Raw genomic sequence first — 25,039 nt, forward strand, 5'->3', positions numbered from 1 at the left:
TTCGCCCGGTGCCCCGCCTCTCACCTGAGGAGATGAGTTTGTTGCGCGTACGGCCTAGAGGTTGTTCTTGATGGAGGTGATCAGCTCGCCGTTGCTGGTGTCGCCGGAGAACTCCCAGAAGAAGGCGCCGCCGAGACCCTGGTTCTTCACGTAGGTCATCTTTCCGGCGACGGTCGACGGGGTGTCGTAGCTCCACCAGTTGCTGCCGCAGTAGGCGTAGGCGGTGCCGCCGACCGTGCCGGTGGCCGGGCAGCTGCTCTTGAGGACCTTGTAGTCCTCGATGCCCGCCTCGTAGGTGCCGGGCGCCGCACCGGAGGCCGAGCCGCCGGGTGCCGACTGGGTGACCCCGGTCCAGCCGCGGCCGTAGAAGCCGATGCCGAGCAGGATCTTGCTGGCCGGTACGCCCTTGCTCTTCAGCTTCTGGATCGCCGCGTCCGAGTAGAAGCCGGCGGTCGGGATGCCGGTGTACGAGGTGAGCGGCGAGTGCGGGGCGGTCGGGCCCTGCGGGGCGAACGCGCCGAAGTAGTCGTAGGTCATCGGGAAGACCAGGTTCAGCTTCGCGATGCCGGACGCGTAGTCGGCCACGTCGAGCTTGCCGCCGTTCGAGCCGTCCGCCGAGATCGCCGAGGTGATCAGGAAGGACGAGCCGAACTTGGTACGCAGCGCGGAGATCACGTTGTTGTACGCGGCCGGGCCGCTGGCGTCGCAGGACAGGCCACAGGCGTTCGGGTACTCCCAGTCGATGTCGATGCCGTCGAAGACATCGGACCAGCGGGAGTCCTTGACCAGGTTGTAGCAGGAGTTGGCGAAGTTGGTCGGGTTCGCCGCGGCCTGGGTGAAGCCACCGGACCAGGTCCAGCCGCCGAACGACCAGATCACCTTGATGTTCGGGTACTGCTTCTTGAGCTTGCGCAGCTGGTTGAACGAGCCGCGCAGCGCGCCGGCGTCCCAGGTGTCGGCGACGCCGTCGACGCTCTCGGCCGAGGTGTAGGCCCGGTCGTAGTCGGCGTACGAGTCACCGATCGAGCAGGCGCCGCCGGTGGTGTTGCCGAACGCGTACAGGATGTGCGTCAGCTTGGCGGCGGAGCCCGAGGTCACCAGGTTCTTGACGTGGTAGTTGCGGCCGTAGACGCCCCACTCGGCGAAGTAGCCGACGACGTTCTTGCCGCTCGTTCCCGAGGTCGGCGACGTGGTGGGCGACGTCGTCGGCGGGGTGGTGGTCGGCGCCGTGGTGGGGGTGGTGGTCGGGGCCGTGGTGGGGGGCGTGGTGGGGGTGGTGGTGCCGCCACAGGTGCCGTTGTCGATCCAGACGTCCCACTGTCCGCTGTGCGTGGCGGGCGACTCGTTCTGAGTCCACCACTTGGCGGTGTAGTTGTGGCCGTTCTGGGAAGCGGCGTTGTCCTTGACGTACACGGCGGTGGAGGACCAGGCGGGGGCACAGGCCGTCGCGGCTGACGCCTGGACGACGGGAACCGTGGCGGTCGTCGCCACCACGATCAGCCCGGCCCAGAGAGCGCGGCGGAGGGATTTCTGCACTTCGTCTCCTTGCAACCGACGGGGAATCAACCGTTAGGAAACTTTCCAAAAAGCTGAGTGAGGGAGACGGTAGTCACAGGTATTCACAATCGTCAAGATGGGTGACCTGGATTAAGCACGGTCTTAACTTCCGGAGCCCGAGATGTACGGGGTGCACATGAACGGGCACAGCGCGTAGTCTGCCGTCATGACCATCTTCGACGGCATCGATGGCCGGACCGGTGGCCCTGCGTTGAGCGGCCGATGAGCATTCACGTCATCGGCGTCGACGCGTACGCGCTCGGATGGGTGGGTGTCGAGCTGCGCGACGGTGCTTTCGGCCGGGCCGTGCTAGCCGCCTCGCTCTACGAGATCGTCGCGAACAGCTCCGGCGCCGCCGTCATCGGTGTCGACATCCCGCTCGGCATGCTGCCCGACAAGTGGCGGGCCGCCGACACCCTCGCCGCCGACCAGCTCGGCCCGCGCCGCGGCAGCATCTTCCGGGTGCCGCCCCGCCAGGTCTGGATGGAGGCCGACTTCTCGGCCGCCAACCGGCTCTGCCGGGAGCTCACCGGGGCCGGCCTCAGCCGGCAGTCCTGGGCCCTGCGGCCCAAGCTGCTCGAGGCCAACGCGATCTGGGAGCGGCATCCGGGCCTGCTCTTCGAGGCGCACCCCGAGGTCTCGTTCCGCACGATGGCGGGCGAACCGATTGCGTACGCCAAGAAGACCTGGGCCGGTCAGGCAAGGCGCCGGGAGCTGCTCGCCCGCAACGGCATCGTGCTGCCCGACCAGATCGGCCCGGCCGGCCAGGCCCCGCCCGACGACATCCTGGACGCGGCGGCGGTCGCCTGGTCGGCGCACCGGATGGCGACCGGGACGGCGCTGAGCCATCCCTCGCCACCCGAGGAGAACAACGGTTCGAAGATAGCTATTTGGTATTGACGGTGGCCATCTGCGTCGCGATCTCGGCCGCGCGGTCGCGGGCGGCCTCCAGCGCGGACAGGAAGGCCGCGCGGACGCCGTGATTTTCCAGCTCGCGGATCGCCGAGATGGTGGTGCCGGCCGGCGAGGTGACCGCCTCGCGCAGCTTCACCGGGTGCTCGCCGGAGTCGCGCAGCATGGTGGCCGAGCCGATCGCGGTCTGCACGATCAGCTCGTGCGCGACCTGGCGCGGCAGCCCGAGCAGGATGCCCGCGTCGATCATGGCCTCGACCAGCAGGTAGAAGTAGGCCGGGCCGGAGCCGGACAGCGCGGTCACCGCGTCCTGCTGCGACTCGGGCACCCGCATGGTCCGGCCGACCGGCTTGAAGATCTCCTCGGTGAGTGACAGGTGCTCCTCGGTCGCGTACGGCCCCGGGGAGATCACCGTCATCGCCTCGTCGACCAGCGCCGGGGTGTTGGTCATCACCCGCACCACCGGGATGCCGCCGGGCAGCCGCTCGGCGAAGAAGCTCGTCGGCAGGCCGGCACACAGCGACACGACCAGCTTGCCCGGCGGCACCTTCATCCCGAAGTCGTCGAGCAGCTTCGCCGCGTCCTGCGGCTTGACCGCGATCAGCAGCACGTCGGCCTGGGTGACGGCGGTCAGGTTGAGCACAGGTCGGATGCCGTAGCGCTCGGCCAGCTCGGCCGCGCGCTCGGGACGGCGGGTGGTGGCCAGCAGCTCACCGGCCGGCCAGCCGGAGCGCAGCAGTCCGGAGAGGACCAGCTCGCCGAGCTTGCCCGCGCCGATCACGGCGACACTGTGCTTGGTCATGGAACCCTTCCTGACGCGAACCCTGATGCCAAAAAAAAAGAGGGGCGACCTCGCGGCCGGCCCCCCTTTTAAAAAGATCAACTACCGAAGAAGACCTCAGCCTCTTCGTAGCGGGAGAGCGGAACCGTCTTCAGCTCGCCGGTGCCCTCGATCAGCGGCACGCGGACGATGTCGGTGCCCCGCAGCGCCATCATCTTACCGAAGTCACCCTCGTGGACGGCGTCAATCGCCTGCAGCCCGAAGCGGGTCGCGAGGACCCGGTCGAACGCGGTCGGCGTACCACCGCGCTGGATGTGACCGAGGACGACCGTACGGGCCTCCTTGCCGGTCTTCTCCTCCAGCTGCTCGGCCAGCCACTGGCCGATGCCGCCCAGGCGGACGTGGCCGAACGAGTCGAGCTCCTGGTTGTGCGTGACCATCTGGCCCTCGAGCGGCTGCGCGCCCTCGGCGACCACGACGATCGGCGCGTACTCGACCTGGAAGCGCTTGGTCACGTAGGTGGCGACCTGCTCCACGTCGAAGTTGCGCTCCGGCAGCAGGATGACGTTGGCGCCACCGGCGAGGCCGGCGTGCAGCGCGATCCAGCCGGCGTGCCGGCCCATGACCTCGACGACCAGGGTGCGGTGGTGCGACTCGGCGGTGGTGTGCAGCCGGTCGATCGCCTCCATGGCGATGTTCACCGCGGTGTCGAACCCGAAGGTGTAGTCGGTGGCGTTGAGGTCGTTGTCGATAGTCTTCGGCACGCCGACAACGTTGACGCCCAGATCGTTCAGCTTGGTCGCGACACCGAGGGTGTCCTCGCCGCCGATCGCCACGAGCGCGTCCACGCCCTGCTCGGCCAGGTTGGCCTTGATCCGGTCGACGCCACCCTCGATCTTGAAGGGGTTGGTGCGCGAGGAGCCCAGGATGGTGCCGCCGCGCGGCAGGATGCCGCGGACCTCCGCGATGCCGAGCGGCTTCGTCAGGCCCTCGAGCGGGCCCTTCCAGCCGTCGCGGAATCCGACGAACTCGTGACCGTACGCGGCGACGCCCTTGCGGACCACCGCCCGGATCACCGCGTTGAGACCGGGGCAGTCGCCGCCGCCGGTGAGCACGCCGATACGCATGATTTGCTCGTCCTCCCTGATCGGGTTGCGAGATTGAGATAGCCCGTCAAGCCCCAGGAAGCTGATGCTCGGCAGCGTTGCCGGCCCGGGGCGGGCCGCGGACGGAACTTTAGTCCCAGCCGGAAACGCGAGCGTAAGCGCCCCGTCATCAGCGTAGACACGTAACCGCGCGTTCGGGCGGAGTTGACCTCAGGGCTTCATCGCGTGCCAGCGCGCCAGGTTGTGCTTGGCGTCGACCAGCGCGTCGTGCCGCCCGGCCATGCTCGGCAGGTGCGGCCGGTCCAGGTCGTCCCAGAGCTGGCGCAGGTCCTTGGTGAAGCGCGGGATCTCCCGGGGCAGGGCCGGCATCGCCCCCCACAGCTGCGCCAGCGCCACATGGTCGTAGGCCGCGTACCAGGCCCAGAGCTCCATCTGGTCGCCGCCGCCCCTCCTGTCATCGCCTCCACGTATGGGCTCCATCAGGAACGCGTAGAGGTCGTCGCGGATGCGCTCGCGGGAGCGCCACGCCTTGTCGGCCGGGGACGGGAGCTTGTCGAGGACGTTGCGGCGGACCCAGGGAATCGCCTTGGTGTCGTCGAACTCGGTGCTGATCGCGTAGAACTCGCGCCCGAACTCGTCGACGACCCCGATCGACACCAGGTCGACCGTCCGGCCGTCCTCGATGAACTCGCAGTCATAAAAGTAGCGGTATGCCACCATCCGCCGCCCCTCCACCGCCCTTGGACGGACTTAAGACTCAATTCCTCGAACATCCTTGCCGATCGTCAACCGAGGTTCGACTCCAGGGCCTCCCGGGCGCAGTGCAGCCTCCGTTCGTCGCCCCGGCGGGCGGCCCGGTCGGCGAACACCGCCATCCGCAGCCGCATCAGCACCGGCAGCGCCGCCTCCAGCTCGTCGCGGCGGACCGGGCCGGCCGCCACGTACCCGTCGATCAGGTCGGTGGCCCGGTCGGCGCCGCCCGCGTAGCCGACCGCGGCGGCCACGTCGTAGACCAGCGGACCGACCCCGCTGGCGCCGCAGTCGAGCAGTCCGGCCCGCCCGGTGCCCGGGTCGACCACGAAACTCGCCGGGCTGGGGTCACCGTGCAACACCCCGTACGTCAATCGGTCGGTGACGGTGAGCCGGGTGGCCGCGCCGACCGCGTCGGCGACGGCACCGCGGAGCCAGGGCTCCGCGGAGAGATGCGCCGCGGCGGGGTCGAGCGGCTGCCAGGGGCGCAGGCCCGGGTGGTGAAAATGCTGCAGAGCCTTGTGTACGACCCCCAGCCGGTCCCCCCACCACTGCTGATCGATCGGGTCGCCGCCGTTCAACCGCCGGCCGGGCACCCGGCGCAGCAGGGCCAGCGACCCGGCCCGGGTCTGCGCGGTGAGTCCACCGGCGAGGGTGCGCACGGGTTCACCGGCCTCGATGTCGCGCACCCGCAGATGCTCGGCGGCGATCAGACCGGCCTCGACCGGCTGGCGGGCGCCCGGCTCGGCGAGCCGGCAGATGTAGCGGCCCGGCCCGGCCGTCACCTCCCAGCCCCGGGAGTGCAGCTGGTCGGGCAACGCGACGATCTCGCTGGGCTGCAGATGCCATTGATCGCGCAAAGTGGAGAGAACTTCGGTGGCGAGATCTTGGGTGGAGGGACGGGGGGTGGAGGGGGAAGGCTCATCGTCCGGCACGGCCGGATTATCGCCGCGCGAGCCGCGAATCCGACGGACAGAGTGGCCGACGGTGGATGAGTGATAGTCACGCCCGGCTATCGAGAGGTTTACAGATAGCGACGAGCGCGACATGATCGTACGAGGCCCTGGCGGCCCGCCCGCGTGTGTCTCTTGCGCAAGTCTTGTCCAAGAGAAATGGCGCTGGGGGGTTGCTTCGTGCTATTAGTGATCGTTCGCGTCGAGGGGCCGACGCCGGCCGGGGGTCGTCGACGCGGTCCCCACCGGGGGAGGGATAGCGCCGTGGACCATCGTTTGCCGGATTCCGGCGACGCGCTCGCCGGCGTGGAGATGTTCGCCGGCCTGGAGCCGGACGTTCGGCAGCGGGTCATCGCCACTGCAGTTCCACGCAACTATCGCAAAGGTCAGATCCTTTTCGTCGAGCACGATCCCGGCGAGTCGCTGATCATTTTGAAGCGCGGCGCCGTCGCGATCTTCCGTACCGCCCCGACCGGGGAGCGCGCGGTCCTCACCGTGGTCCGCCCGCCGGACGTGCTGGGCGAGGTGTCCCTTCTGGACGCGTCGACCCGCAGCACCTCGGCCGAGGCCATCGAGGACTCCCAGGCGCTCACCCTGTCGCGGGCGGCGTTCATGGATCTCGTGCACTCCAACCCGCGCATCCTGGACGCGGTGATGCGGTCGGTGGGTGCACTGATCCGGCGGCTGACCGAGCAGAACACCGACCACGTCTTCCTCGACCTGCCCGGGCGGGTCGCCAAGACGCTGGTCCGGCTGGCCGGCGAGAGCCAGGCGCCGATGATCACGATAGAGCTCAACCAGAGTCAGCTGGCCGAGATGGCCGGCGGCTCCCGGCAGAGCGTGAACCAGGCGATCGGCTCGTTCGCCAGCCGCGGCTGGTTGCGCACCGAGGGCCGCCGGATCGTGGTCACCGACCTTCAGGCTCTACGGCGCCGCGCGGGGATGGCTGTGGGGTAGGAGCCTCGATAGAGGTCTTCAAGCTGCTGGCATACACGTCGACGTAGTCACGGCCGCTGAGCACCATCAGCTCGTACATGATCTCGTCGGTGATCGCCCGCTCGACGAAGCGGTCCCCCTGCGCGTCCGCGTAGCGGGAGAAGTCGAGCGGGTGGCCGAACCGCATCCGGACCCGCTTGATCGTCGGGACGAAGGTGCCGGTCGGCTGGATCTCGTCGGTGTTCAGCAGCGCCACCGGCACCACCTTCGCGCCGCTCTCCAGCGCCAGCCGCGCCACGCCGGTCTTTCCACGGTAGAGACGGCCGTCCGGCGAGCGGGTGCCCTCCGGGTAGATGCCGGCGATGCCACCCTCACGCAGCACCCGCAGCAGGGTGTCCAGAGCCGCCTGGGCGGCCCGGCCGCCCGAACGGTCCACCGGGATCGTCCCGGTCGAGAGGAAGAACTGGCGCATCAGCCGGCCTTTGAGGCCCTTGCCGGTGAAGTATTCGGCCTTGGCGACGAACGTCACCCTGCGCCCGACCATCAACGGTGTGAAGATCGAGTCGGAGAACGAGAGGTGGTTGCAGGCCAGGATCACCGGTCCGGAATCGGGCACATTCTCCCGGCCGCGCACGTCGGGGCGGAACAGGACACGCAGCAGCGGCCCGAGAACCACGTACTTCAGCAGCCAATAGAACACGAGGGTCCTTTCCGGGACGACCCGGCTCATTTCCGGCAGACGGCTTGCCCGGTCGCAGAGGGAAGCGTACGAAGCGGGACGGCGCGCGCACAACGCACTCCCGCAACCGGCACTTGGCGTGTCACCATTCAAGGCACGGTCGGCGAGGGAGTGTAAAGGGTGACAGCGGGTGGCGCCCGCCGCGGGCGGCGGGACAACGGGATCGACGCGGCTGACTACGCGGTAGCCGGCGACGTCGATCCGCGCGTCGGTGAGCACCTTCTCGACGTACTTCAGGCAGTCGGTATCGCGGCGTACCTCCAGCCCACGGCCGACCTCAATCCGATTCTGCGCGCCACGACCCTGCCGGCCCGGCCGACGGATCGGCTCTACGTGGACCGCGCGCACCTCGACGTCGCCCGGGCGCACCTGCACCAGGTGACCGGCGGCGAACTGCCGACCCCACCGGCCGACCCCACCGTCGTCGCCGAGCCTTCCGGGTCGAAGGGTCTCGCCGAGTCCGAGGTCGAGGCCGAGTGGGCCAAGATCGTGGCCGGGTTCCACACCGCGGTCGATCCGACCGCCGCGCCCTGGCCCACGACCGAGGACCTGCCGGCCGAGCCGACCCGGGAGCCGTCCGCCCCCCCGGCCGCCGACGGTGTCACCTACGGCCGCCGGCGCACCGACCAGAAGCCCGAGCCGTCGCTGCTCGACGGGCTCGACACGTTCGGCGCCGACCTGGCCGAGGACGACGACGAGGAAGACGAGCGGTACGTCCCGCCGCCGCCCCCGCCGCTGCCGCGCATCTCGAAGTACGCGGTGATGGGCCTGCTCGGCGTCACCGTCGGCTTCGTGCTCTTCCTCTTCCCCGGCATCCTGCCGATCGCGCAGGACTACGTGACCCTGCTCGGCTTCGCCGCGATCGTCTCCGGCGCGGTCATGCTCGTCTGGCGCCTGCGCTCGGGCGACGACGAGGAGGACGACTACGACGACGGCGCAGTGGTCTAGCCTCCCAAAACGCTTGGTCCGAGTCTGATTCCTGCCCGAGCGGTGGAATTGACCACTATCTGTGTAGCGCTTTGGTGGGGCTCTAGTAACCTTCGGTGATGCGCCAGAGCTCGTTGGTCGTGGTCGCGAACCGTCTCCCGCTCGACGACAACGTCGCCCCGGACGGGGCCTGTGAGTGGCGGCGAAGCCCTGGAGGGCTGGCCAGCGCCCTGCACGCGATCCTGGAAAGCACCCCCGCCACCTGGGTGGGCTGGGGTGGCGGGGTCGGTCCGGCGCCCGCCCTCGCCGACATCGGCACGCTGCGGCTGCGCCCGGTCGCCCTGACCGAGGACGAGCTGCGCGGCTACTACGAGGGCTTCGCCAACTCGACACTGTGGCCGCTCTACCACGACGCGGTCGAGACCCCGGTCTTCGACCGCGGCTGGTGGGAGACCTACCGGACGGTCAACCGCCGGTTCGCCGAGGCCGCCGCCGAGGTGGCCGAGCCCGGCGCCGCCGTCTGGATCCAGGACTACCACCTGCAGCTGGTCCCGCAGTTGCTCCGCGAGCTGCGGCCCGACCTGCTGATCGGCTTCTTCATGCACGTGCCGTTCCCGCCGCCCGAGCTGTTCATGCAGCTCCCCCGCCGGGTCGAGCTGCTGCGCGGGATGCTCGGCGCCGACCTGGTCGGCTTCCAGCGCCCGCAGGCCGCGCACAACGTGGCCCAGCTGGCCGGCAAGCTGCTCGGCGCGAAGGGCGCCGACGACGCGATCCTGGTGGACGGGCGGGTGGTGCGCACCGGCGCGTTCCCGGTGTCGATCGACGTGACCGAGATGGAGGCGCTGTCCGCCCGGCCGTACGTTCTGAATCAGGCCCGGCAGCTCCGGCACGATCTCGGCCCGCACAAGAGGGTGCTGCTCAGCGTCGACCGGCTCGATTACACGAAGGGCATCGAGCACCGTCTCACGGCGTACAGCGAGCTGCTGCGCGACGGGCGGGTCAAGGTGCGCGACACGGTGATGGTGCAGGTGGCGGTGCCGAGCCGGGAACGGGTGGAGAGCTACCGCGGCCTCAAGGACCGGATCGAGCGCGAGGTCGGCCGGATCAACGGGGAGTACGGGCGGGTCGGCGAGCCGGCCATCCACTACCTGAACCAGCCGTTCGACCGGGCCGACCTGGCCGCGCTCTACCAGACCGCCGACGTCATGGTGGTGACCCCGCTGCGCGACGGGATGAACCTGGTCGCTAAGGAGTATGTGGCGGCCCGCGCCGACGACACCGGGGCGCTGGTGCTCAGCGAGTTCGCCGGGGCGGCCAACGAGCTGGAGGACGCGTTCCAGGTCAACCCGCACGATGTGGACGGGTTGAAGGAGACGCTGCTGCAGGCGCTGGACGCCGCACCGGCCGACCTGTCCCGGCGGATGTCGGCGATGCGCGCGCACATCACCGAGAACGACATCCACGCGTGGGCCCGCGCCTACCTGACCGCCCTCGACCACACCGGCCAGCTGGCCCGCCACCTGCCCCGGCAGCGGGAAGCCTCAGCTCGCCGCAGTTAACTCTTTCGTCAGCCAGTCCAGGGTCGCGTCGATCGGCTCCGCCCAGCCGGCGTCCAGCATCAGGGCGTGGCCCATGCCGGGGAACAGCAGCGGGGCACCGCCGTAGTGGGCGGCCACCCGGTCCAGCGACTTGCGCGGCACCACCCGGTCGTCCGGCGAGCCCACCACCAGCACCGGCGGCTTACCCACCGGGCTCGGCACCTGCTTCGGGAACGCCAGGCGGTGGGCGAAGGTCATCCTGGCCAGGTACGCGTCGGCCTCCTCGGCCGGCAGCGACGCGCTGAACAGTTGCTTGCGGTTCAGGCGGGGGCGGCCCCGCAGCGTACCCAAAGGATTGGTCTTGATCGCCGCACCGAAGGTGGCCCAGCGGTCCATCGCCGGCGCGACCAGCACCGCCGCCCGGGCCGGATAGCGGCCGAGCGCCCGCGACACCACCAGCGCCCCCACGCCGTGCCCGATCAGCACCGCCTGCCGGGGCAGCGACGCCGCCGTCTGCACCACGTCGTGCACGTGAGCGCGCAGGTCACCGCCTTCGCGCGGGGTCAGCGCGTGCGCCGGGAAACCGCGGCCGGCCGTATGCGCGAGCCAGTGCTCGGCGAACGCCCAGGCGCCCACGCCGGGCCCGGTGACGAACAGCAGCGGCGGGTGCTCGTGCTCGTCCTCCCCCTCGACCAGGCGGGACAGCACCTCCCGCTCGACCGGCGGGACCGGCGACGTCCAGTCGTCGAAACGCAGCAGGTCGTGGCTCACTTGGCCGGCTCCATCTCGCGCAGCAGCTCGTCCATCGCCTTCAGGTAGGCGAGGTGGTCGACCTCGAACCAGTGCCGGCGACTGGCCACCACCCGGCGTTTGGACCAGCTCGGGATCGGCCGGGCCGACTCCTTCTGCTGCACGGCCGCGGCCCGCTCCGGGTCCTCCCGGCGCAGCTGCAGCCAGCGGGCCACCGCGACGCTCTGCCAGTGCGCGAGCGGCAGCAACCCGGCGTCCGGCTGCAGCAGGCCGACCACGGCGAGCGTGGGGTGCTTGCGGGCGAACGAGTGCAGGTGCAGGTCGGGGCGGCCGTCCGGCTCGGTGTCGATCAGGTCGGGGGCCAGGAACTCGAACCGCGGGGCGTAGCCGGTCGCGGTGATCACCAGGTCGGGGTCGATGCGGCGGCCGTCGGCCAGCTCGACCTGCCCGCCGGCGAAGCGGGCCACATCCGGCACCGCCTTGATCCGGCCGTGGCCGAGGTAATAGGGCAGCTGGCTGTTGACGATCGGGTGGCTCTCGTACGGCTTGTGGTCGGGCTCCGGCAGGCCGTAACGGGTCAGGTCGCCGGTGGTCAGCGCGAGGGTGCGGCGGTAGAGCCACTGCCGCAGCTTGAGCGGCACCCGCCACTTGAGCAGGCCGTCGTTCACCTGGTCGGCGGGGCGACCGAAAATGTACTTGGGGGCGTACCAGTAGCCGCGGCGGGTCGAGTGCCAGACCGTGGTCGCCTGCTGGGCGGCCTCGACCGCGATGTCGCAGCCGGTGTTGCCGCCGCCGATCACCAGCACCTTGCGGTTCCGCAGCTGGGCCGGGTCCTTGTACTGCGCCGAGTGGATCACCGTGCCCCGGAAATCCCCGGGGATGTCCGGCTTGGCGGGCGACCAGTTGTGCCCGTTCGCGGCGATCAGCGCCGCGTAGCGCTGCACCCGGGACGAACCGCCGCCGGTGGACCGGGTGGTCACGTCCCAGCGGCCGTCGCCGACCGGCACCGCCGACACCACCTCGGTGCCGAACCAGATGTGCTCGCCCAGCCCGAAGTGCTTCGCATACCGCTCCAGGTAGGACAGAACCTGGCTGTGGTGCGGATAGTCGGGCCAGCTGTCCGGCATCGGGAAGTCGGGGAACTCGGTGAGCGGGCGGGACGAGATCAGGTGGGTGTTCGCGTAGACCGGGCTGCGATCGTGCCGCCAGTTCCACGCGCCGCCCACCGAGGTCTCGCGCTCGTAGCAGTCGACCGCGAAACCGTGCTCGCGAAGGTTCTTGATCGTGGCAAGTCCGCTGGCCCCGGCCCCGATGACGCAGACCGCGTCCCGACGGTCGGCGATGTCCGGAGTGTCGTGCACGCGGCGATACTGCCAGATCCGCGGGCTAGGAGGAAGGGAGCAAAAGGTCCGCCAGAACCGGAAGATGATCACTCGCCTGGCGGGCCAGGTCGGACTCGACCACCTCGTAGCGATCGACGGTGATGTCCGGGGTCACGAACAGGCCGTCGATCAGCCGGGCCGGCAGCGTCGCCGGGTAGGTGAAGCTGCCCGCCGACGACGACACCAGGCCGTCCTCGACCGTCCGCCAGGCCCCGCCGCCCGGCCCCTCGTTGAGGTCGGCGGCCGCGATCACCGGGCCCTCGACCCGGTCGAGGGCCTCCTTCCAGAGCGCCGCCTGGGCGGGCCGCTCGGCCGGGTCGGTGGCCAGGTGCGAACCGGACACGGTGAACTGGCCGCCGCGCACCGAGCCGCGCAGGAACGCGGCGCCGCGCAGGTGCCGGCCCGGGGTCAGCGGGAACCGCATGCACCAGGTCTCGTGCACCCGGACCCGCAGGTTGACCAGCAGCAGGTTGCCCAGCGCCGGCAGGCCGCCGGCGCCCATCACCATGCCGGTGTCGTTGGCCAGCGCCGCGCACCGGTGCTGCCAGAGGAAGCGGCGCGGCGCCTCCTGCACCACCAGAACGTCCGGGGCGAGCTCACGGACCAACGTGACCAGGGCGGCCCGGTCGTCCTTCAGGCCGTGCACGTTGTAGCTGAGAACCCGCAGCGGCACCCCGGTCATGGTCAGGCGCTCCGGGCCAGGTCGGCGGCGCCGACCACGCCGGCCGTGTTGCCGGTCTCGGCCGCCACCACCTCGGCGACCGGGAAGCGGTCGCGCTGTTTCAGCTGGTCGCGATACGTGTTTTGAGTCGGCACCATGAGCAGGTCACCGGCGTCGATCACGCCGCCGCCGACCACCAGGATCTGCGGGTCGAAGCTCTGCGCCAGGTCGGCCATCGCCACCCCGAGCCAGTAGCCGATCTGCGCGAACGCGTCCCGGGCCACGCCGTCGCCGTCGTGGGCCGCCGCGGTGATCTGCCGCCCGGTGATCGCCAGTGGGTCGCCGCCGGCCAGCGCGAGCAGCTTGGCCGCCCGCTCCGGCTCCTGGCGGGCACCGGCCCGGGCGAACCGGACCAGGGCGTTGCCGCTCGCGTACTGCTCCAGGCAGCCCAGCCGGCCGCACCCGCACGGATGGCCGTCCGGCACCGACTGGATGTGGCCGAGCTCGCCGGCGATGCCGTTGGCGCCGCGCCACAGCTTGCCGTTCAGCACGATGCCACCGCCGATCCCGGTCCCCACGGTGATCATCACCATCGAGTCGTCGGCGTGCTTGGCGACCCCGAACCGGAACTCGGCCCAGGCGGCCACGTTCGCGTCGTTCTCCAGCACGGTCGGCAGGCCGACCGCCTTGGTCACGTAGTCCCGCAGCGGCTCGTCCCGCCACGCCAGGTTGGGAGCGAACAGCACGGTCGACCCGGCCGCGTCGATCCAGGCGGCCGCGCCGATCCCGATCGCGGTGGCCTGCGGGTACTGAGCCGCCAGCTCGCAAGCCACCTCGACGATCGTGTCCCGGGTGCCGGCCGGGTCCTCGGCCGGGGTGTCACGGCGGTTGGACGCCAGCACCGTGCCGTGCTCGTCGACCACACCACCGGCCACCTTCGTGCCGCCGACGTCGACTCCGATGGTCAGCGTCACGCTTTGCTCCTCTGCTACCCGCTTACTTCGCGCCGTCGCCGGGGGCTTCATCGCCCGCCGCGCCGTCGCGCTCGCCGGGCGCCGCGGCACCCGGAACATCATGATCCACCGCGGTGGGTCGCGCCACGTCGCCAACACCCGCATCCGCGGTGGCCGCAGCCCACACATCAAACCTTTGAGGTGTACGGGCGGAGCGCCGCGCCCCGGCTTCCGTGTCCCCCGTCTCCGCGCTCCGCGAGGTTGCCCCGGCATTCCCGACATCGGCGGACTGTTCGGCCGCGCCCGCTTCCGCCTTCGCCGCGGTTGCCAGCGCTGCTGCCTCGGCAACCCGGCGGGCCGCCTCGGCGGCTGCCTCCCGGGCCTCCTTCGCTGCCTTGCGCCGGGCCGCGTCGGCAGCGCGGCGGGCGCGCAGGCGCTCGGCCTCCGCCTCGGCGCTCTCGGCCGCGCTCGCCGCCGATGCCGCGGCCCACGGATCGCCCGCGAAGCCCGGCGCCGGCGGACGACCGGCAGCCGGAGCCGGCGCAGCGCCCGGGGCACGGGCGGGCCACGTCGCGGCGCGCTTGGCCGCCACGAAACCGTCGTCGGCGGCAAAGCCGTCATCCGGCCAGAAGGCGGGGTCGGGCGCGGCCTCGCTCGTCTCGCTCTCATTCGCGTCGCGGTCGCCCTCGTCGCGCTGCACGCTCTTGCGGGTGGCGAACGCCCACGTCTCGTCCGGGTCGCCCTGATCGCGCTGGTCGCTCTGATCGGCCGGGGACGGGGTCGGCGGCGGGGGCTTCGGGCGGTCGCCGGCCAGCGACGACAGGGCGCGCATCATGCTCGCCACGCCGGTGGCCAGGTCGCCGACGCCGGTGGCCAGGCGGGCGGCCGTCTCGGGGCTCGGGTCGCGGACCGCGGCGATCGCCCGGCAGACCGGGCAGACACAGCACTCGGCGCTGCCCGTCGACCAGCTGTGCTCTCCGCTGCCGCGCTCGCCGCCACTGGGCTCGCCGCTACTGGGCTCGCCGCTACTGGGCTCGCCGCTACTGGGCTCGCCGCTACTGGGCTCGCCGCCGCCACCCGCGATGCGGCTCACGATCCCCTGGACCGAGTCGGCGATAGCGCCCAATCCGGCGGTTACCGCGTCCCGCGTACCGGAAGAATCGCCCGAAGCTCTCGCCGCGGCACCCAGGCCGCCGCTCGCCGCCATCGCGATCATCGTCGCGACCAGCCGCTCCGCTTCCTCCCGTGCCGACGCCGTCATCCCCCGAACCTCCCGCTCAGCTCGCCGGCAGGCTCTCGACCCGGCGCTTGAGCTGCTTCAACGCCGTGTCCATGATCATCTTTTCGGCCTTGCGGCGGAACATGCCCAGCATGCCGATGGAGAGCTCCACCTCGAGCGTGTAGGTCACCGTGGTGGTGTCGTCGCCGTTGTCGGTCAGGTCGTAGGAGCCCTGCTGCGACTTCTGCGTCTTGGACGGCTCGACCAGATGCCACTCGATGCGGCTGACATCCTCGGCATACGCGTACTCGAGGGTGTATTCGTCGGCCATCACCCCGGCGTCGATCACCCACCGGACCCGGGCCGCATAACCGTCCTCGTACTCCTCGATGACCTCGATCCGCTTCAGCGCATCGACCCACTCGGGGTAGCGCGGGAAGTCGCAGATCACCGCGGCCACACGGTCGACGGGCGCGAGAACCTGGATCGACTGCGTCGAGGTATCCGCCATGCACGGAGGCTACCCCGTCGGTACGACAATCCCGATGACCGGGCCGAGCCGTTCCGGCCCACTACGGCTACCATCCGTCAGGTGCCGGTGCTAGCCAATGTTTCCGCGCGCGTCCAGCCGCTCGCGGTGGCCGCCCGCATCATCATGCTCGCGCTGGTCGCGGCCCTGACGCTGATCGCCACCCAGGAGCCCGCGCAGCTGCGCTGGATCGCCCTGCTGGTGGTGGCCGCCCTCCCCGCGTTCCTCGCTCCGGACCATCGGGTCTTCGGTCCGCTGGGCCGGGTCGCCGAGGTCGCCATCACCGGGCTCGCGGCCGGTTCGATCGCCGCCGCCGCCGACCTGACCGGCACAGTGGACGCGGGGTTCGGCGCCGAGGCGGTGCTCCCCTACCTCGCCGTCCCGCTGCTCACCGCGGCGCTGCGCCGGCGGCCCACCGAGGGCGCCGCCCTGCTCGGCGTCGCCGCGGTGTCGCTGGTCGCGGGCGGCACGCTGATCGGCCACTCGAGCGCGGACAGCCCGATCACCCAGCCCGGCTTCCTCGCCGCGGGGGGACAGTGGCTCGTTCTGGGCGCGATCGTCACCTTCGCGGCCGATACAATGCGACAACTGATGCAACCCGCCGAACCCACTCCCCAGCCGTACGCGGAAGCCACCCGCCTGCTCACCCAGCTGCGGAGCGTGGCCCGCTCGCTGCCGGGCGCCACTCTGGACCCGGGCGGCATCTCCGAGCACCTCCTCGAGGAGCTGCGCCTGGTCGCCCCCGGCGATCGCGCCGCGGTGCTCTCCACCAGCGGCGGCGGCCGGCTCGTGGTGCTCGCCCAGACCGGCGCCGAGCGGGTCGACTGGGAGACGACGCTCGACTCCGACTCGGCCATCGCCGAGGCCTGGGCCACCCAGCAGCCGCAGACCGCCAGCCGGTCGCAGGCCCGCTCGCACCGCCGCGGCGAGGTCTCGTCGCTGGTCGTCCCGCTGGTCGCCGGGGTCCGCACGATCGGCCTGGTGATCCTCGAAGCGGATGTGTCCAGCGCGTACCCCTCGTCAATTGTCTTCGATGTGACCGGGGTGACCGAGCCGGCCGCGATCCGGCTGGAAGCCGCTCTGCTCTTCGACGACGTGCGGTCGCTGGCCACCAATGAGGAACGTCAGCGGCTCGCCCGGGAGATCCACGACGGCGTCGCGCAGGAGCTCGTGATGGTCGGCTACGGCATCGACAACGCGCAGGCGACCCTGCCGGAGGGTGCCGAGGAGACCGCCCAGGAGCTGCAGGCCCTGCGCAACGAGGTCACCCGGGTCATCACCGAGCTGCGGCTGAGCCTGTTCGAGCTGCGTTCCGAGGTGGACCGCAACGGCGGCCTGGCCGCCGCGATCGCCGAGTACGCACGGACTCTCGGCACCTCGGCCGGCCTGCGGGTGCACTTCACGTTCGACGAATCGACGGCCCGGCTACCCGCCGCGACCGAAGCCGAGCTGTTGCGCATCGCCCAGGAGGCGATCACCAACGCGCGGAAACACGCAGGTGCCTCTAATCTGTGGGTTACCTGTACGGTAGACCCACCTTATGCGGAGATCGAGGTCTCCGACGACGGCAAGGGGTTCGCCGACGACCGCCCGGACGGTCGTTACGGTCTGACCATCATGGCCGAACGGGCGGAACGGATCCGGGGCCGATTGAAGATCACGCCGCGACACCCCAGCGGGACAACCGTGGCCGTAGTGCTCGGATCGTCGGGGCGGCGCGATAGCGTGCGGGATAGCGTTTCCGCTCCAGAAGGGGAGTAACCCGAGCATGTCGACCAGTCCTGCGCCGACCACGCGCACCAAGGTCCTCCTTGTCGACGATCACGATCTGATTCGTAAGGGGCTGCGACACGCATTCGAGCGCGACCGTCAGTTCGAGGTCGTGGGCGAGGCGGCCACGGCCGCCGAGGCCGTCCGCCAGGCCGGGGCGCTGCAGCCCGACGTCGTGATCATGGACCTGCGCCTGCCCGACGGCAGCGGCCTCGAGGCCACCAAGGCCCTGCGGAAGAACAACGCCAACATGGGCATCGTCGTCCTCACCATGTATGCGGGTGACGACCAGCTGTTCGGTGCGCTCGAGGCCGGCGCCAGCGCGTTCGTGCCGAAGACCGCCCCGGCCGACGAGGTCGTGGCCGCCGCCCGGCACGCCGCCTCGGCGCCGAGCGCGTTCACCGCCGCCGACCTGGCCGAGGCCATGAAGCGCCGGCTCGCGCCGTCCGGCCCGCAGCTCTCCCCGCGCGAGGGCCAGGTGCTTCGCCTGCTCGCCGACGGCATGAGCGTGGCCGGCATCGCCAAGCAGCTGTTCGTCTCGGAGTCGACGGCCAAGACGCACATCTCGAAGCTCTACGAGAAGCTCGGCGCGGCCAACCGGGCCCAGGCCCTGATGACCGCGCTGCGCCTGGGCCTCCTCGAGGCCCCCGACGCTCCGAAGTTCTAGGCGCTCCGGGCGGTGGTGAGCCGCCGGAGAGCCAAGTACGCCTCGCAGCCCAGGCAGAGCCCGAAGGCCGCGTTCAGGAATGCCGCAAGCAGACCGAACGCGGCCGCCACCACGCCCAGCGTGGTCAGCCCGGTGAGGTAACCGGCCGCGCTCACGGCGAGGAAGGTAAAACCGACACTCTGGGCGAAACGGACGGGCGCTGCGGGCTCTCGCTCGACCGGCGGGCCGAGGCGCGGCAGGATCAGAAGGCGATAGAGGTACGCGTAGGGTCCCTTGCGGGGATCGAGGGCCGTGATCGCGAAGACGACGGCCTGGGCCAGCGCGAGCCAGCCCGAGCCGGTCGCCAGCACCAGGATGATGACGGCGCTGGTCAATGCCGCGGCGACGCGCTGCCCGCGGGGGTCGAGTTCCATGACTCGAAGCCTCGCTGTTTTTCCCGGCAAGCGCGCCGTGAGGGTCATCACTACTTACTCTATCGATTTAGTCACCTTTCGCAGAAGCGCGTTGAGCTGCACCAACTCGTCGTGCGACAGGGCGCTCAGCATCTGCCGGTCGCGGGCCATCCCCTCGAAGATGTGCTTGTCCCACGCCGCCCGCCCGCTCGGCGTCGGCCGGACCAGCACCCGCCGCCGATCGGCCGGGTCGACCGTGCGGGTCACCAGGCCGGACTCGGCGAGCCGGTCGAGCCGGCTGGTCATCGCGGCCCGGGTCACGTGCACCGCGTCGGCCAGCTGCGCCGGGGTCGCCTCCATCGGATGCGGCTGGACCATCAGCGCGTGCAGGGTCTTGTAGTCCTCCAACGTGAAGTCGTCGCTGCCGGCGAACGCGACCGCGTCGGCCCGCCGGGCCCACGTCGCGATGTCGTTCATCCGGACCAGAGCGCCCTCGATCTCAGGCTCGAACCGCGGATCGTCCTTCCAGAACGCCGCCCACCGCGCGACGTGCTGATCAACGCCGTCCTTCTCGTCCGCCCCAGCTTTCTCTGCCACAGGGACCATTGTTCCACGTCCGATAATTAGATTGTGAATAGTTAGACGCTGAACTACTCTCGTGTTCGTGTTCACCGACTTCCGCCTGCTCGCCGCAGGTCAGACACTCTCCTGGATCGGCAACGGCTTCCAGACCGTCGCCCTCGCCGTCGCCGTCGTGCAGGCCGGCGGCGGCGCCGGCGACCTCGGCCTGGTGATGGCCAGTTCGGTCACGTTCACGCTGTTCTGCTCGCTGTTCGGCGGCGTCTGGGCCGACCGGCTCCAGCCCCGCAACGTGATGATCGTTTCGGACCTGATCCGGCTGGCGGCCGCGGCCGCGATGGCCGCGATGTTCTTCGGCGACGCCTACCATCTGCCGCTCCTCTGCGCGCTGGCGGCGATCTCCTCCGGGGCCGGCAGCTTCTTCAGCCCGGCCATGACCGCCCTGCGCCCGCTGCTGATCCCGGCCGACCGGCGGCAGTCCGCCAACGCGACGCTGAGCATGCTGCAGACCGGCAGCTCGGTGATCGGGCCGGCCCTCGGCGGGCTCACCGTGGCGGCGTTCGGCGCACCGGCCGGCTTCACCGTCAACGCGACGAGCTTCCTCGCCTCGATGGCCGCCTGCCTGCTGCTGCGCACCCGGGCCACCCGCGGCCCGCGGTCGTCGATGCTCCGCGAGCTGGGCGCCGGCTGGCGCGAGATCAGCAGCCGCGACTGGCTGATCGGCGGCCTGTTCGGGGCCACCCTCTACCACGTCGCCAACGGCGTGATCCTGGTGCTGGTGCAGGTGGTGGCGATCGAACGGCTGGGCGGCGCCGCCTCGGCCGGCTTCATCGCCGCCGCCGAGGGCTTCGGCGGCATGATCGGCGCGGCGGTCGCGCTGCGCTTCAAACCCCGGCGCCTGCTGCGGGCAGGCTGGCTCACGCTTCTGCTGATGCCGTTCTGGGCACTTGCGTACGTGTGGCCCGCCGAGCTCATCGCGGTCCTCGCCGGCGCCGTCATCGGCTACGCGGGCCTGATCTTCTTCGACGTCGCCTGGGAAACCGCGCTGCAGGATCAGGTGCCGCACTCGGCCCTGGGCCGGGTCGCCTCCTGGGACTACCTGACGTCGTTCCTGGCCATGCCGATCGGCAACGCGCTGGCCGGGCCGCTGTCGGCCCGCTTCGGCACCGACCCGGTGCTGACCGTCTGCGCCGCCGTCCTGTTCATCGCCGGCCTGTCCCAACTCCTGATCCCGGGATCCCGCAACCTGACCCGCGCAACGGAGACCACCGCCGCCCCGGTCACCCCACCGGAGCTGGCCGCAACCACGACCGGGTAACCGCGGACACGCTCAGCGGCGACCGCGTTTGGCGGGACCGGCTCGGCGGGCAGCCACGCTCGGCGGGCGCTCCGGCGCCGTCAGGCGTCGGGGAGCACGTCGCCGAGCGCGGCGATCAGCTGCGGCTTGCTCGGGACGCCGGTGGCCCGCTTCACCACCTGGCCGCCGGCGTCCAGGATCAGCAGGGTCGGGGTGCGCCAGATGTTCAGCTCGCGCACCTCGGCCAGGTGGCTCTCGGCGTCCACCTCGACGTGCTGGACGCCCGGCAGCAACTCGGCCACCTCGCCGCTGATCCGGCGGACCGCCCGGCAGGGTGCACAGAACGCGGACGAGAACTGCAGGAGCGTGGCCTGGGCCGGCCCGATCCCCAACCGATCAAGCAGACCCTGATCGAGGCTCTCCCCCGCGGCACTCGCGTCCCGCGCGGCCGCCTCGACCACACCGGGCTCCTCCCGCGAATCCGGGACCACGCCGGATTTCCGCTCGGCCGCGACATCACCCGGCTCCCGCACCCCCGGCACGCCAGGCTCCGCCAACTGCGGGTCAGCACCCGCCGGCTCGGCTGATGCTGCTTCATCGACCGGCCCGGCCGGCGCCGGCACTCCGGAATCCACCGGCACCGCGATGCCGGAATCTGCCGGGAGATCCGGAGCTGCGGGGACGCCGGCGGCGGCGGATCGGGCGGCCGCATTGGCGGCGCGGACGGTGTCGTTGCCGTGGACGGCGGCCGCGGCCGCGCCGGAGGCGGCCTTCGCGGCGGCCGAGGCGACGGCATTGGAGGATTTACGGTCCGGGAATTCGACGGTTTCGACGCCGGCCGCGGCCAGGATCGCGGCACGGCGCTTCTTGTCGGCGGCCTCGTCCCGGATCATGCCGTCGGTGCGGCGGTGCCACAGACCGATCGTCGTGGCCACCACGAGCACGGCAACGATGACGGCAATACCCAGCGCGTCCATGGGCCAACTCTGGCACGCCGGGGTTGCGGTGCGACAGCGATGCCGGTCACGCCGACTGGTAGGCGCTCGCCTGCAGCGTGAACAGCTGAGCGTAGATGCCGCCGGCCGCCATCAGCTCGTCGTGCCGGCCCTGCTCGACGACCGACCCGTGATCGAGCACGTAGATCCGGTCGGCCTCCCGCACGCTGGCCATCCGGTGAGTGATCAACACGACGGTACGGCCCTCGGCCAGCTCACGTAACCGCTGGTAGACGTCGTGCTCGGCCCGCGCGTCGAGGTTCGCGGTGGGCTCGTCGCAGATCAGCAGCGGCGCATCCCGGTAGAAGGCCCGGCTCACCGCGAGCCGCTGCCACTGCCCGCCGGACAGGTCGGCGCCGTCGGTGAAGTGCCGGGACAGCAGGGTCTCGTACTGCCTGGTCAGCTCCATGACGAAGTCGTGCGCGTCGCCGGCCCGGGCGGCCGCGTGCACGAGCGCCGTCGTCACCACCCGGTCGTGCCGGCCGATGGTGATGTTGGCCTGGGCGGAGAGCGGCCAGCGGGTGGGTTCCTGCATGACGACGGCCACCCGCTGCCGCAGCGTGTCCGGGTCGAGGCCGGACGCGTCCTCGCCGTCCCAGGTGACGGTGCCGTGCTGCGGGCGGTAGAGGCCGGCGAGCAGCGCGGCCAGCGTCGACTTGCCGGAGCCGTTCTCGCCGACCAGGGCCACCACCTCGCCGCGGCGCAGGGTGAGGCTCACCTCCCGGACGGCCGGGCGGTCGGCGTCCGGGTAGCGGAAGGTGACCTGGTCCAGCCGGATCTCCCGGAAGTTTTCCGGCGCCACCCCGCCCGGCGTCGGCTCGGCCCGCAGCCGGGACAGCTCGCAGAACCCCTGGAAGTCGTTGAAATACAGCCCCTGCTCGAACACCCGGTTGGCGGTGAACGCGAGCTCCCGCAGCTTCCCGATGCCCATGTTGATCGCGTACGCGGCGGCGCCACCGGCGGCGAGCTCCATCCGGCCGGTCCAGAGCAGCCAGAGCAGCACCGCGTAGGTGACGCCGGTGGCGATCGCACTGAGCACCGTGCCGACCAGGGTGGTGCGCACCTGACGGCCGGTCACCCGGATCTCCTCGTTGGTGGAGATCGCGAGCAGTCGGCGTACCTCATCGAGCAGGAACTCCCGCAGCGTGAAGGCCCGGAGCTCGGGCGCCGGCTCGCGCGCGGCGAGAAGCTCGGCGAGCATCCGCTGCCGTCGCCAGACGGCGATCAGCCGCAACACCCGCCGGTGATTGAGCCGCGCCGACCGGACGGCCGCCCACGCCACCGGAACCACCGAAAGAACAAGCAACGGCAGAAGAAGCGGATGGAGTACGGCGAGGACGCCGGCCGCCGCGGCCAGGCCGATCAGGTTGGTGGCGAGCTCGATCGCCCGGTCGACGAGCTGCTCGGCCGCGGAGATGCCCCGGTCGCGGGCGCGTTCCATGGCGTCGCGCCAGTCCGGGTCGTCGAAGGTGGCCAGGTCGACCCGGGTGGTGAGGTTGAGCAGCCGCATCTCGGCGGCCTGGTAGACCTTGGGCGACAGTCGGCCGTTGGCCGCCGACGCGGCCGCGGTGAGCGCGCCCCGCACGGCGAGCGCGGCAACGAGCAGAACGAGCGAGGGTACGGCGGCCCGCACGCGCTCCGGGGTGGGCCCGGCCTGCAGCAACCCGTCGAACACCCCGACCACGCTGATCAGCCCGACCGCGCTGGCCGCCCCCGCCGCCACCTGCAGCACCGCGACGGCGATGGTGGTCCGCCGGTCGGCCTCCCAGGCGATCACCCAGGCGTCGCGCAGCAGCTTGGGCAGCCGCCGCAGCATCCGCAGGAACGACGTGTTGGCGGCCTCTTCGGTGCTGGTCAGCCAGTAGGGAAGCGCCAGCTCCCCATCGTCGAGCTCACGCTCGACATCGCCACGCGCGGTGTCCCGCCCACCATCACCGCGCCCACCATCACCGCGCCCACCATCACCGCGCCCACCATCACCGCGCTCGCCATCACCGCGGTCGCCATCACCGCGGCTGTCCTCGCCGCGTGCAGGCTCACGGCTTGCGGGGATCGCGGCGCCGGGCGGCGGCTCGGACGAGATGGGGTCAGGCGAGGCGGGGTCCGGCAAGGTCGGGTCGGGCGGGTTGGGGTCGGGCGGAAGGTCGGTGTCGGTGAAGGGGTCCGGCATCGGAAGCTCCGTCTCGGTGTCCCTCGACGCGGGCTCCGCATCCGCGCCTGGTCACGCGCGACGCACGGGCAGCGCACGACGCCGCGCACCGGAAGCCCTACGCCTTTCCTACGCCGGGCCGGCGCACCCGTCCATCAGGTTCCGGACGCACGCCGATTCATTCACGCCGACGAGTGAGGCGTGAGCAGCGGCAGCGCCGCGAGGGCGGCAGTGGCGGGCGCGAGCAGTGGGCCGGGAGGGCGACGGAGGCGCGAGGGCAGCGGCGGCGAGGCGCAAAGGGTGGGGCCCGGAGAGCGGCGGCGGCGGCGCGAGGGCAGCAGCGCGAGGGCAGCAGCGGCGCGCGGGTCAGGCGGGGGCCGCGAGGGCTGCGGCGGCGCGGGTCAGGCGGGGGCGTCCAAGAGGCGGGTCAGGCGGGCCGCCTGGGTTTCCCAGCGCCATTCCTGATCCACCCACGCCCGGCCGGCCTGGCCCATCGCCGTTGCCCTGGCCGGGTCGGACAGCAGGTCGGTCAGGCGGGATGTCAGGGCAGCCACGTCGCGGCCGCCGACCACGTAACCCGTCTCGCCCTCGCGGACCGCGTCGGGGGCGCCGCCCGAGTCGCCGCCGACCACCGGCAAGCCGGTGGCCGAGGCCTCCAGGTAGACGATGCCGAGGCCCTCGACATCCAGGCCGGCCGCCCGGGTGCGGCAGGGCATCGCGTAGACGTCGCCGGCCGCGTAGTGCTCGGGCAGCTCGGCCCACGGGACCGAGCCGGTGAAGACCACATCGGACTCGACGCCCTGCTCGCGGGCCAGGCGTTCCAGCTTGGGACGGTAGGGGCCGCCGCTGACCAGCAGCAGCGCGGCGCCGGGGACCCGGCGGCGGATGGCCGGCATCGCCCTGATCAGCATGTCCTGGCCCTTGCGCGGGACCAGGCGGGAGACGCAGACGATCACCGGGCGATCGGTCAGGCCGTGGCGTTCGCGGACGGCCGAGCCGTCGACCCCGGGGTGGAACGCGTCCACGTCGACGCCGGGGGCCAGCCGCTCCAGGTGGGTCAGGCCGTGCAGCGCCCGGTCGAGCCGGGTGCGCTGGTATTCGCCGAGGTAGGTGATCACGTCGTTGCCCCGGGCGATGCGGCGCAGCAGCCCGCGGGCGCCGGGCAGCGCCGCCCAGCCGATCTCGTGGCCGTGGGTGATCGCGACGGCGCGGGTGACCCCGGCGTTGCGGCGCAGGCCGTCGGCGAGCAGGCCGAGCGGGGCGGCGGCGCCGAACCACACCCGGTCGCAGTCATGCGCGCGGGCCAGCTCGGCGGCCCGGCGGGCCACCGCCGGGGTCGGCAGCAGCACGCCGGTCTGCTCGCGCACCACCTCGAACGGCTGCTCGGCGTCGAACTTCTCGGCGCCCTTCCAGGTGGAGGCGTAGACCACCACCGAGCCGGGCGGCTGGCGGACGGCCAGGTTGTGCACGAACTGCTGGATGCCGCCGGGCCGGGGC

Annotated in this window: 24 protein-coding genes; 7 read left to right on the forward strand and 17 right to left on the reverse strand. The window is 71.5% G+C overall.

Translation table 11 applies throughout. The annotated features are described in order from the left end of the window. Positions 1–54: 54 nt before the first annotated feature. The gene (locus Adu01nite_RS28825; RefSeq protein WP_203731224.1) at positions 55–1,536 is read right to left on the reverse strand and encodes a glycosyl hydrolase family 18 protein; all 1,482 of its coding nucleotides are present in this window, start codon (positions 1,534–1,536) and stop codon (positions 55–57) included. A 243-nt stretch (positions 1,537–1,779) separates the two neighbouring features. Between Adu01nite_RS28825 and Adu01nite_RS28830 the strand changes: the two genes are divergently transcribed. After that, positions 1,780–2,457: a DUF429 domain-containing protein gene (locus Adu01nite_RS28830; RefSeq protein ID WP_203731226.1), complete on the forward strand. Its 678-nt coding sequence runs from the start codon at positions 1,780–1,782 to the stop codon at positions 2,455–2,457. Here Adu01nite_RS28830 and proC read toward each other — a convergent pair. The 4 genes from proC to Adu01nite_RS28850 form a co-directional block, all read right to left on the reverse strand. Further along, the gene (gene proC, locus Adu01nite_RS28835; RefSeq protein ID WP_203731228.1) at positions 2,444–3,271 is read right to left on the reverse strand and encodes a pyrroline-5-carboxylate reductase; all 828 of its coding nucleotides are present in this window, start codon (positions 3,269–3,271) and stop codon (positions 2,444–2,446) included. The two genes, Adu01nite_RS28830 and proC, sit on opposite strands and share 14 nt — an antisense overlap. Before the next feature lie 77 nt (positions 3,272–3,348). Further along, positions 3,349–4,377 carry a 6-phosphofructokinase gene (locus tag Adu01nite_RS28840; RefSeq protein WP_203731230.1) on the reverse strand — a complete coding sequence of 343 codons (1,029 nt, stop codon included), beginning with the start codon at positions 4,375–4,377 and terminating at the stop codon, positions 3,349–3,351. A 189-nt stretch (positions 4,378–4,566) separates the two neighbouring features. Beyond that, positions 4,567–5,073: a polyadenylate-specific 3'-exoribonuclease AS gene (locus Adu01nite_RS28845; protein WP_203731267.1), complete on the reverse strand. Its 507-nt coding sequence runs from the start codon at positions 5,071–5,073 to the stop codon at positions 4,567–4,569. Positions 5,074–5,141: 68 nt separating this feature from the next. Further along, the gene (locus Adu01nite_RS28850) at positions 5,142–6,041 is read right to left on the reverse strand and encodes a phosphotransferase enzyme family protein (protein WP_239132767.1); all 900 of its coding nucleotides are present in this window, start codon (positions 6,039–6,041) and stop codon (positions 5,142–5,144) included. A 282-nt stretch (positions 6,042–6,323) separates the two neighbouring features. Here Adu01nite_RS28850 and Adu01nite_RS28855 point away from each other — a divergent pair, with 282 nt between their 5' ends. Next, entirely contained in the window at positions 6,324–7,016 is a 693-nt protein-coding gene (locus Adu01nite_RS28855; protein ID WP_203731234.1) for a Crp/Fnr family transcriptional regulator, read from the forward strand. Here the strand turns inward: Adu01nite_RS28855 and Adu01nite_RS28860 are convergent. Next, positions 6,967–7,695, reverse strand: coding sequence for a lysophospholipid acyltransferase family protein (locus Adu01nite_RS28860; RefSeq protein WP_203731269.1), 729 nt, complete (start codon positions 7,693–7,695; stop codon positions 6,967–6,969). The genes Adu01nite_RS28855 and Adu01nite_RS28860 overlap by 50 nt on opposite strands. A 159-nt stretch (positions 7,696–7,854) precedes the next feature. On the opposite strand from Adu01nite_RS28860, the gene Adu01nite_RS28865 reads away from it, so the two are divergent. Both Adu01nite_RS28865 and Adu01nite_RS28870 read left to right on the forward strand, forming a co-directional pair. Continuing rightward, positions 7,855–8,682, forward strand: coding sequence for a DUF308 domain-containing protein (locus tag Adu01nite_RS28865; RefSeq protein ID WP_203731236.1), 828 nt, complete (start codon positions 7,855–7,857; stop codon positions 8,680–8,682). A 98-nt stretch (positions 8,683–8,780) separates the two neighbouring features. Then, positions 8,781–10,220, forward strand: coding sequence for an alpha,alpha-trehalose-phosphate synthase (UDP-forming) (locus Adu01nite_RS28870; RefSeq protein ID WP_203731238.1), 1,440 nt, complete (start codon positions 8,781–8,783; stop codon positions 10,218–10,220). Here the strand turns inward: Adu01nite_RS28870 and Adu01nite_RS28875 are convergent. The 6 genes from Adu01nite_RS28875 to Adu01nite_RS28900 are packed head-to-tail and all read right to left on the reverse strand — an operon-like array spanning position 10,203 to position 15,675. After that, positions 10,203–10,970: an alpha/beta hydrolase gene (locus Adu01nite_RS28875; RefSeq protein ID WP_203731240.1), complete on the reverse strand. Its 768-nt coding sequence runs from the start codon at positions 10,968–10,970 to the stop codon at positions 10,203–10,205. The two genes, Adu01nite_RS28870 and Adu01nite_RS28875, sit on opposite strands and share 18 nt — an antisense overlap. Continuing rightward, on the reverse strand, positions 10,967–12,310 hold the full coding sequence (locus Adu01nite_RS28880; protein WP_203731242.1) for a flavin-containing monooxygenase: 1,344 nt from the start codon (positions 12,308–12,310) through the stop codon (positions 10,967–10,969). Before Adu01nite_RS28880 ends, Adu01nite_RS28875 begins: the two co-directional genes overlap by 4 nt. Before the next feature lie 25 nt (positions 12,311–12,335). Then, positions 12,336–13,013, reverse strand: a complete 678-nt coding sequence (locus Adu01nite_RS28885; protein WP_203731244.1) for an endonuclease/exonuclease/phosphatase family protein — start codon at positions 13,011–13,013, stop codon at positions 12,336–12,338. A 2-nt stretch (positions 13,014–13,015) separates the two neighbouring features. Then, positions 13,016–13,966, reverse strand: coding sequence for an ROK family glucokinase (locus Adu01nite_RS28890; protein WP_203731246.1), 951 nt, complete (start codon positions 13,964–13,966; stop codon positions 13,016–13,018). 22 nt (positions 13,967–13,988) lie between these two features. Continuing rightward, positions 13,989–15,206 (reverse strand): hypothetical protein, encoded by a 1,218-nt coding sequence (locus tag Adu01nite_RS28895; RefSeq protein WP_203731275.1) that lies wholly within the window; start codon positions 15,204–15,206, stop codon positions 13,989–13,991. A gap of 16 nt (positions 15,207–15,222) precedes the next feature. Then, complete coding sequence (locus Adu01nite_RS28900; protein ID WP_203731248.1) at positions 15,223–15,675, reverse strand: SRPBCC family protein; 453 nt, start codon at positions 15,673–15,675, stop codon at positions 15,223–15,225. Positions 15,676–15,756: 81 nt separating this feature from the next. On the opposite strand from Adu01nite_RS28900, the gene Adu01nite_RS28905 reads away from it, so the two are divergent. Together Adu01nite_RS28905 and Adu01nite_RS28910 are read left to right on the forward strand one after the other, a co-directional pair. Next, positions 15,757–17,454: a sensor histidine kinase gene (locus tag Adu01nite_RS28905; protein WP_203731250.1), complete on the forward strand. Its 1,698-nt coding sequence runs from the start codon at positions 15,757–15,759 to the stop codon at positions 17,452–17,454. A gap of 7 nt (positions 17,455–17,461) precedes the next feature. Next, positions 17,462–18,130, forward strand: coding sequence for a response regulator transcription factor (locus Adu01nite_RS28910; RefSeq protein WP_020512124.1), 669 nt, complete (start codon positions 17,462–17,464; stop codon positions 18,128–18,130). Here Adu01nite_RS28910 and Adu01nite_RS28915 read toward each other — a convergent pair. Together Adu01nite_RS28915 and Adu01nite_RS28920 are read right to left on the reverse strand one after the other, a co-directional pair. After that, on the reverse strand, positions 18,127–18,543 hold the full coding sequence (locus tag Adu01nite_RS28915; protein ID WP_203731251.1) for a DUF4395 domain-containing protein: 417 nt from the start codon (positions 18,541–18,543) through the stop codon (positions 18,127–18,129). The two genes, Adu01nite_RS28910 and Adu01nite_RS28915, sit on opposite strands and share 4 nt — an antisense overlap. Before the next feature lie 54 nt (positions 18,544–18,597). Continuing rightward, the gene (locus tag Adu01nite_RS28920) at positions 18,598–19,119 is read right to left on the reverse strand and encodes a MarR family winged helix-turn-helix transcriptional regulator (protein ID WP_239132768.1); all 522 of its coding nucleotides are present in this window, start codon (positions 19,117–19,119) and stop codon (positions 18,598–18,600) included. Between the two features lie 67 nt (positions 19,120–19,186). On the opposite strand from Adu01nite_RS28920, the gene Adu01nite_RS28925 reads away from it, so the two are divergent. Further along, a complete protein-coding gene (locus Adu01nite_RS28925) occupies positions 19,187–20,419 on the forward strand; it encodes an MFS transporter (protein ID WP_203731255.1) in 1,233 nt (410 codons plus the stop codon). Between the two features lie 80 nt (positions 20,420–20,499). Here Adu01nite_RS28925 and Adu01nite_RS48005 read toward each other — a convergent pair whose 3' ends face one another. The 3 genes from Adu01nite_RS48005 to Adu01nite_RS28940 form a co-directional block, all read right to left on the reverse strand. Then, a complete protein-coding gene (locus tag Adu01nite_RS48005) occupies positions 20,500–21,375 on the reverse strand; it encodes a TlpA family protein disulfide reductase (protein WP_239132769.1) in 876 nt (291 codons plus the stop codon). 46 nt (positions 21,376–21,421) lie between these two features. Beyond that, positions 21,422–23,563: an ABC transporter ATP-binding protein gene (locus Adu01nite_RS28935; RefSeq protein ID WP_239132770.1), complete on the reverse strand. Its 2,142-nt coding sequence runs from the start codon at positions 23,561–23,563 to the stop codon at positions 21,422–21,424. A 380-nt stretch (positions 23,564–23,943) separates the two neighbouring features. Then, on the reverse strand, positions 23,944–25,039 hold a 1,096-nt coding region (locus Adu01nite_RS28940), incomplete at its 5' end, for a glycosyltransferase family 4 protein (protein ID WP_203731257.1).

Source organism: Paractinoplanes durhamensis (assembly GCF_016862175.1).
Lineage (GTDB): Bacteria > Actinomycetota > Actinomycetes > Mycobacteriales > Micromonosporaceae > Actinoplanes > Actinoplanes durhamensis.

Excerpts from the sequence above, each read along its gene's own strand:
- Adu01nite_RS28870 (WP_203731238.1), top strand. The coding sequence starts at position 8,781 with ATGCGCCAGAGCTCGTTGGTCGTGGTCGCGAACCGTCTCCCGCTCGAC.
- Adu01nite_RS28915 (WP_203731251.1), bottom strand. The coding sequence starts at position 18,543 with ATGGAACTCGACCCCCGCGGGCAGCGCGTCGCCGCGGCATTGACCAGC.
- Adu01nite_RS28840 (WP_203731230.1), bottom strand. The coding sequence starts at position 4,377 with ATGCGTATCGGCGTGCTCACCGGCGGCGGCGACTGCCCCGGTCTCAAC.
- Adu01nite_RS28885 (WP_203731244.1), bottom strand. The coding sequence starts at position 13,013 with ATGACCGGGGTGCCGCTGCGGGTTCTCAGCTACAACGTGCACGGCCTG.
- Adu01nite_RS28895 (WP_203731275.1), bottom strand. The coding sequence starts at position 15,206 with ATGACGGCGTCGGCACGGGAGGAAGCGGAGCGGCTGGTCGCGACGATG.
- Adu01nite_RS28900 (WP_203731248.1), bottom strand. The coding sequence starts at position 15,675 with ATGGCGGATACCTCGACGCAGTCGATCCAGGTTCTCGCGCCCGTCGAC.
- Adu01nite_RS48005 (WP_239132769.1), bottom strand. The coding sequence starts at position 21,375 with ATGGACGCGCTGGGTATTGCCGTCATCGTTGCCGTGCTCGTGGTGGCC.
- Adu01nite_RS28910 (WP_020512124.1), top strand. The coding sequence starts at position 17,462 with ATGTCGACCAGTCCTGCGCCGACCACGCGCACCAAGGTCCTCCTTGTC.
- Adu01nite_RS28830 (WP_203731226.1), top strand. The coding sequence starts at position 1,780 with ATGAGCATTCACGTCATCGGCGTCGACGCGTACGCGCTCGGATGGGTG.
- Adu01nite_RS28935 (WP_239132770.1), bottom strand. The coding sequence starts at position 23,563 with ATGCCGGACCCCTTCACCGACACCGACCTTCCGCCCGACCCCAACCCG.
- proC (WP_203731228.1), bottom strand. The coding sequence starts at position 3,271 with ATGACCAAGCACAGTGTCGCCGTGATCGGCGCGGGCAAGCTCGGCGAG.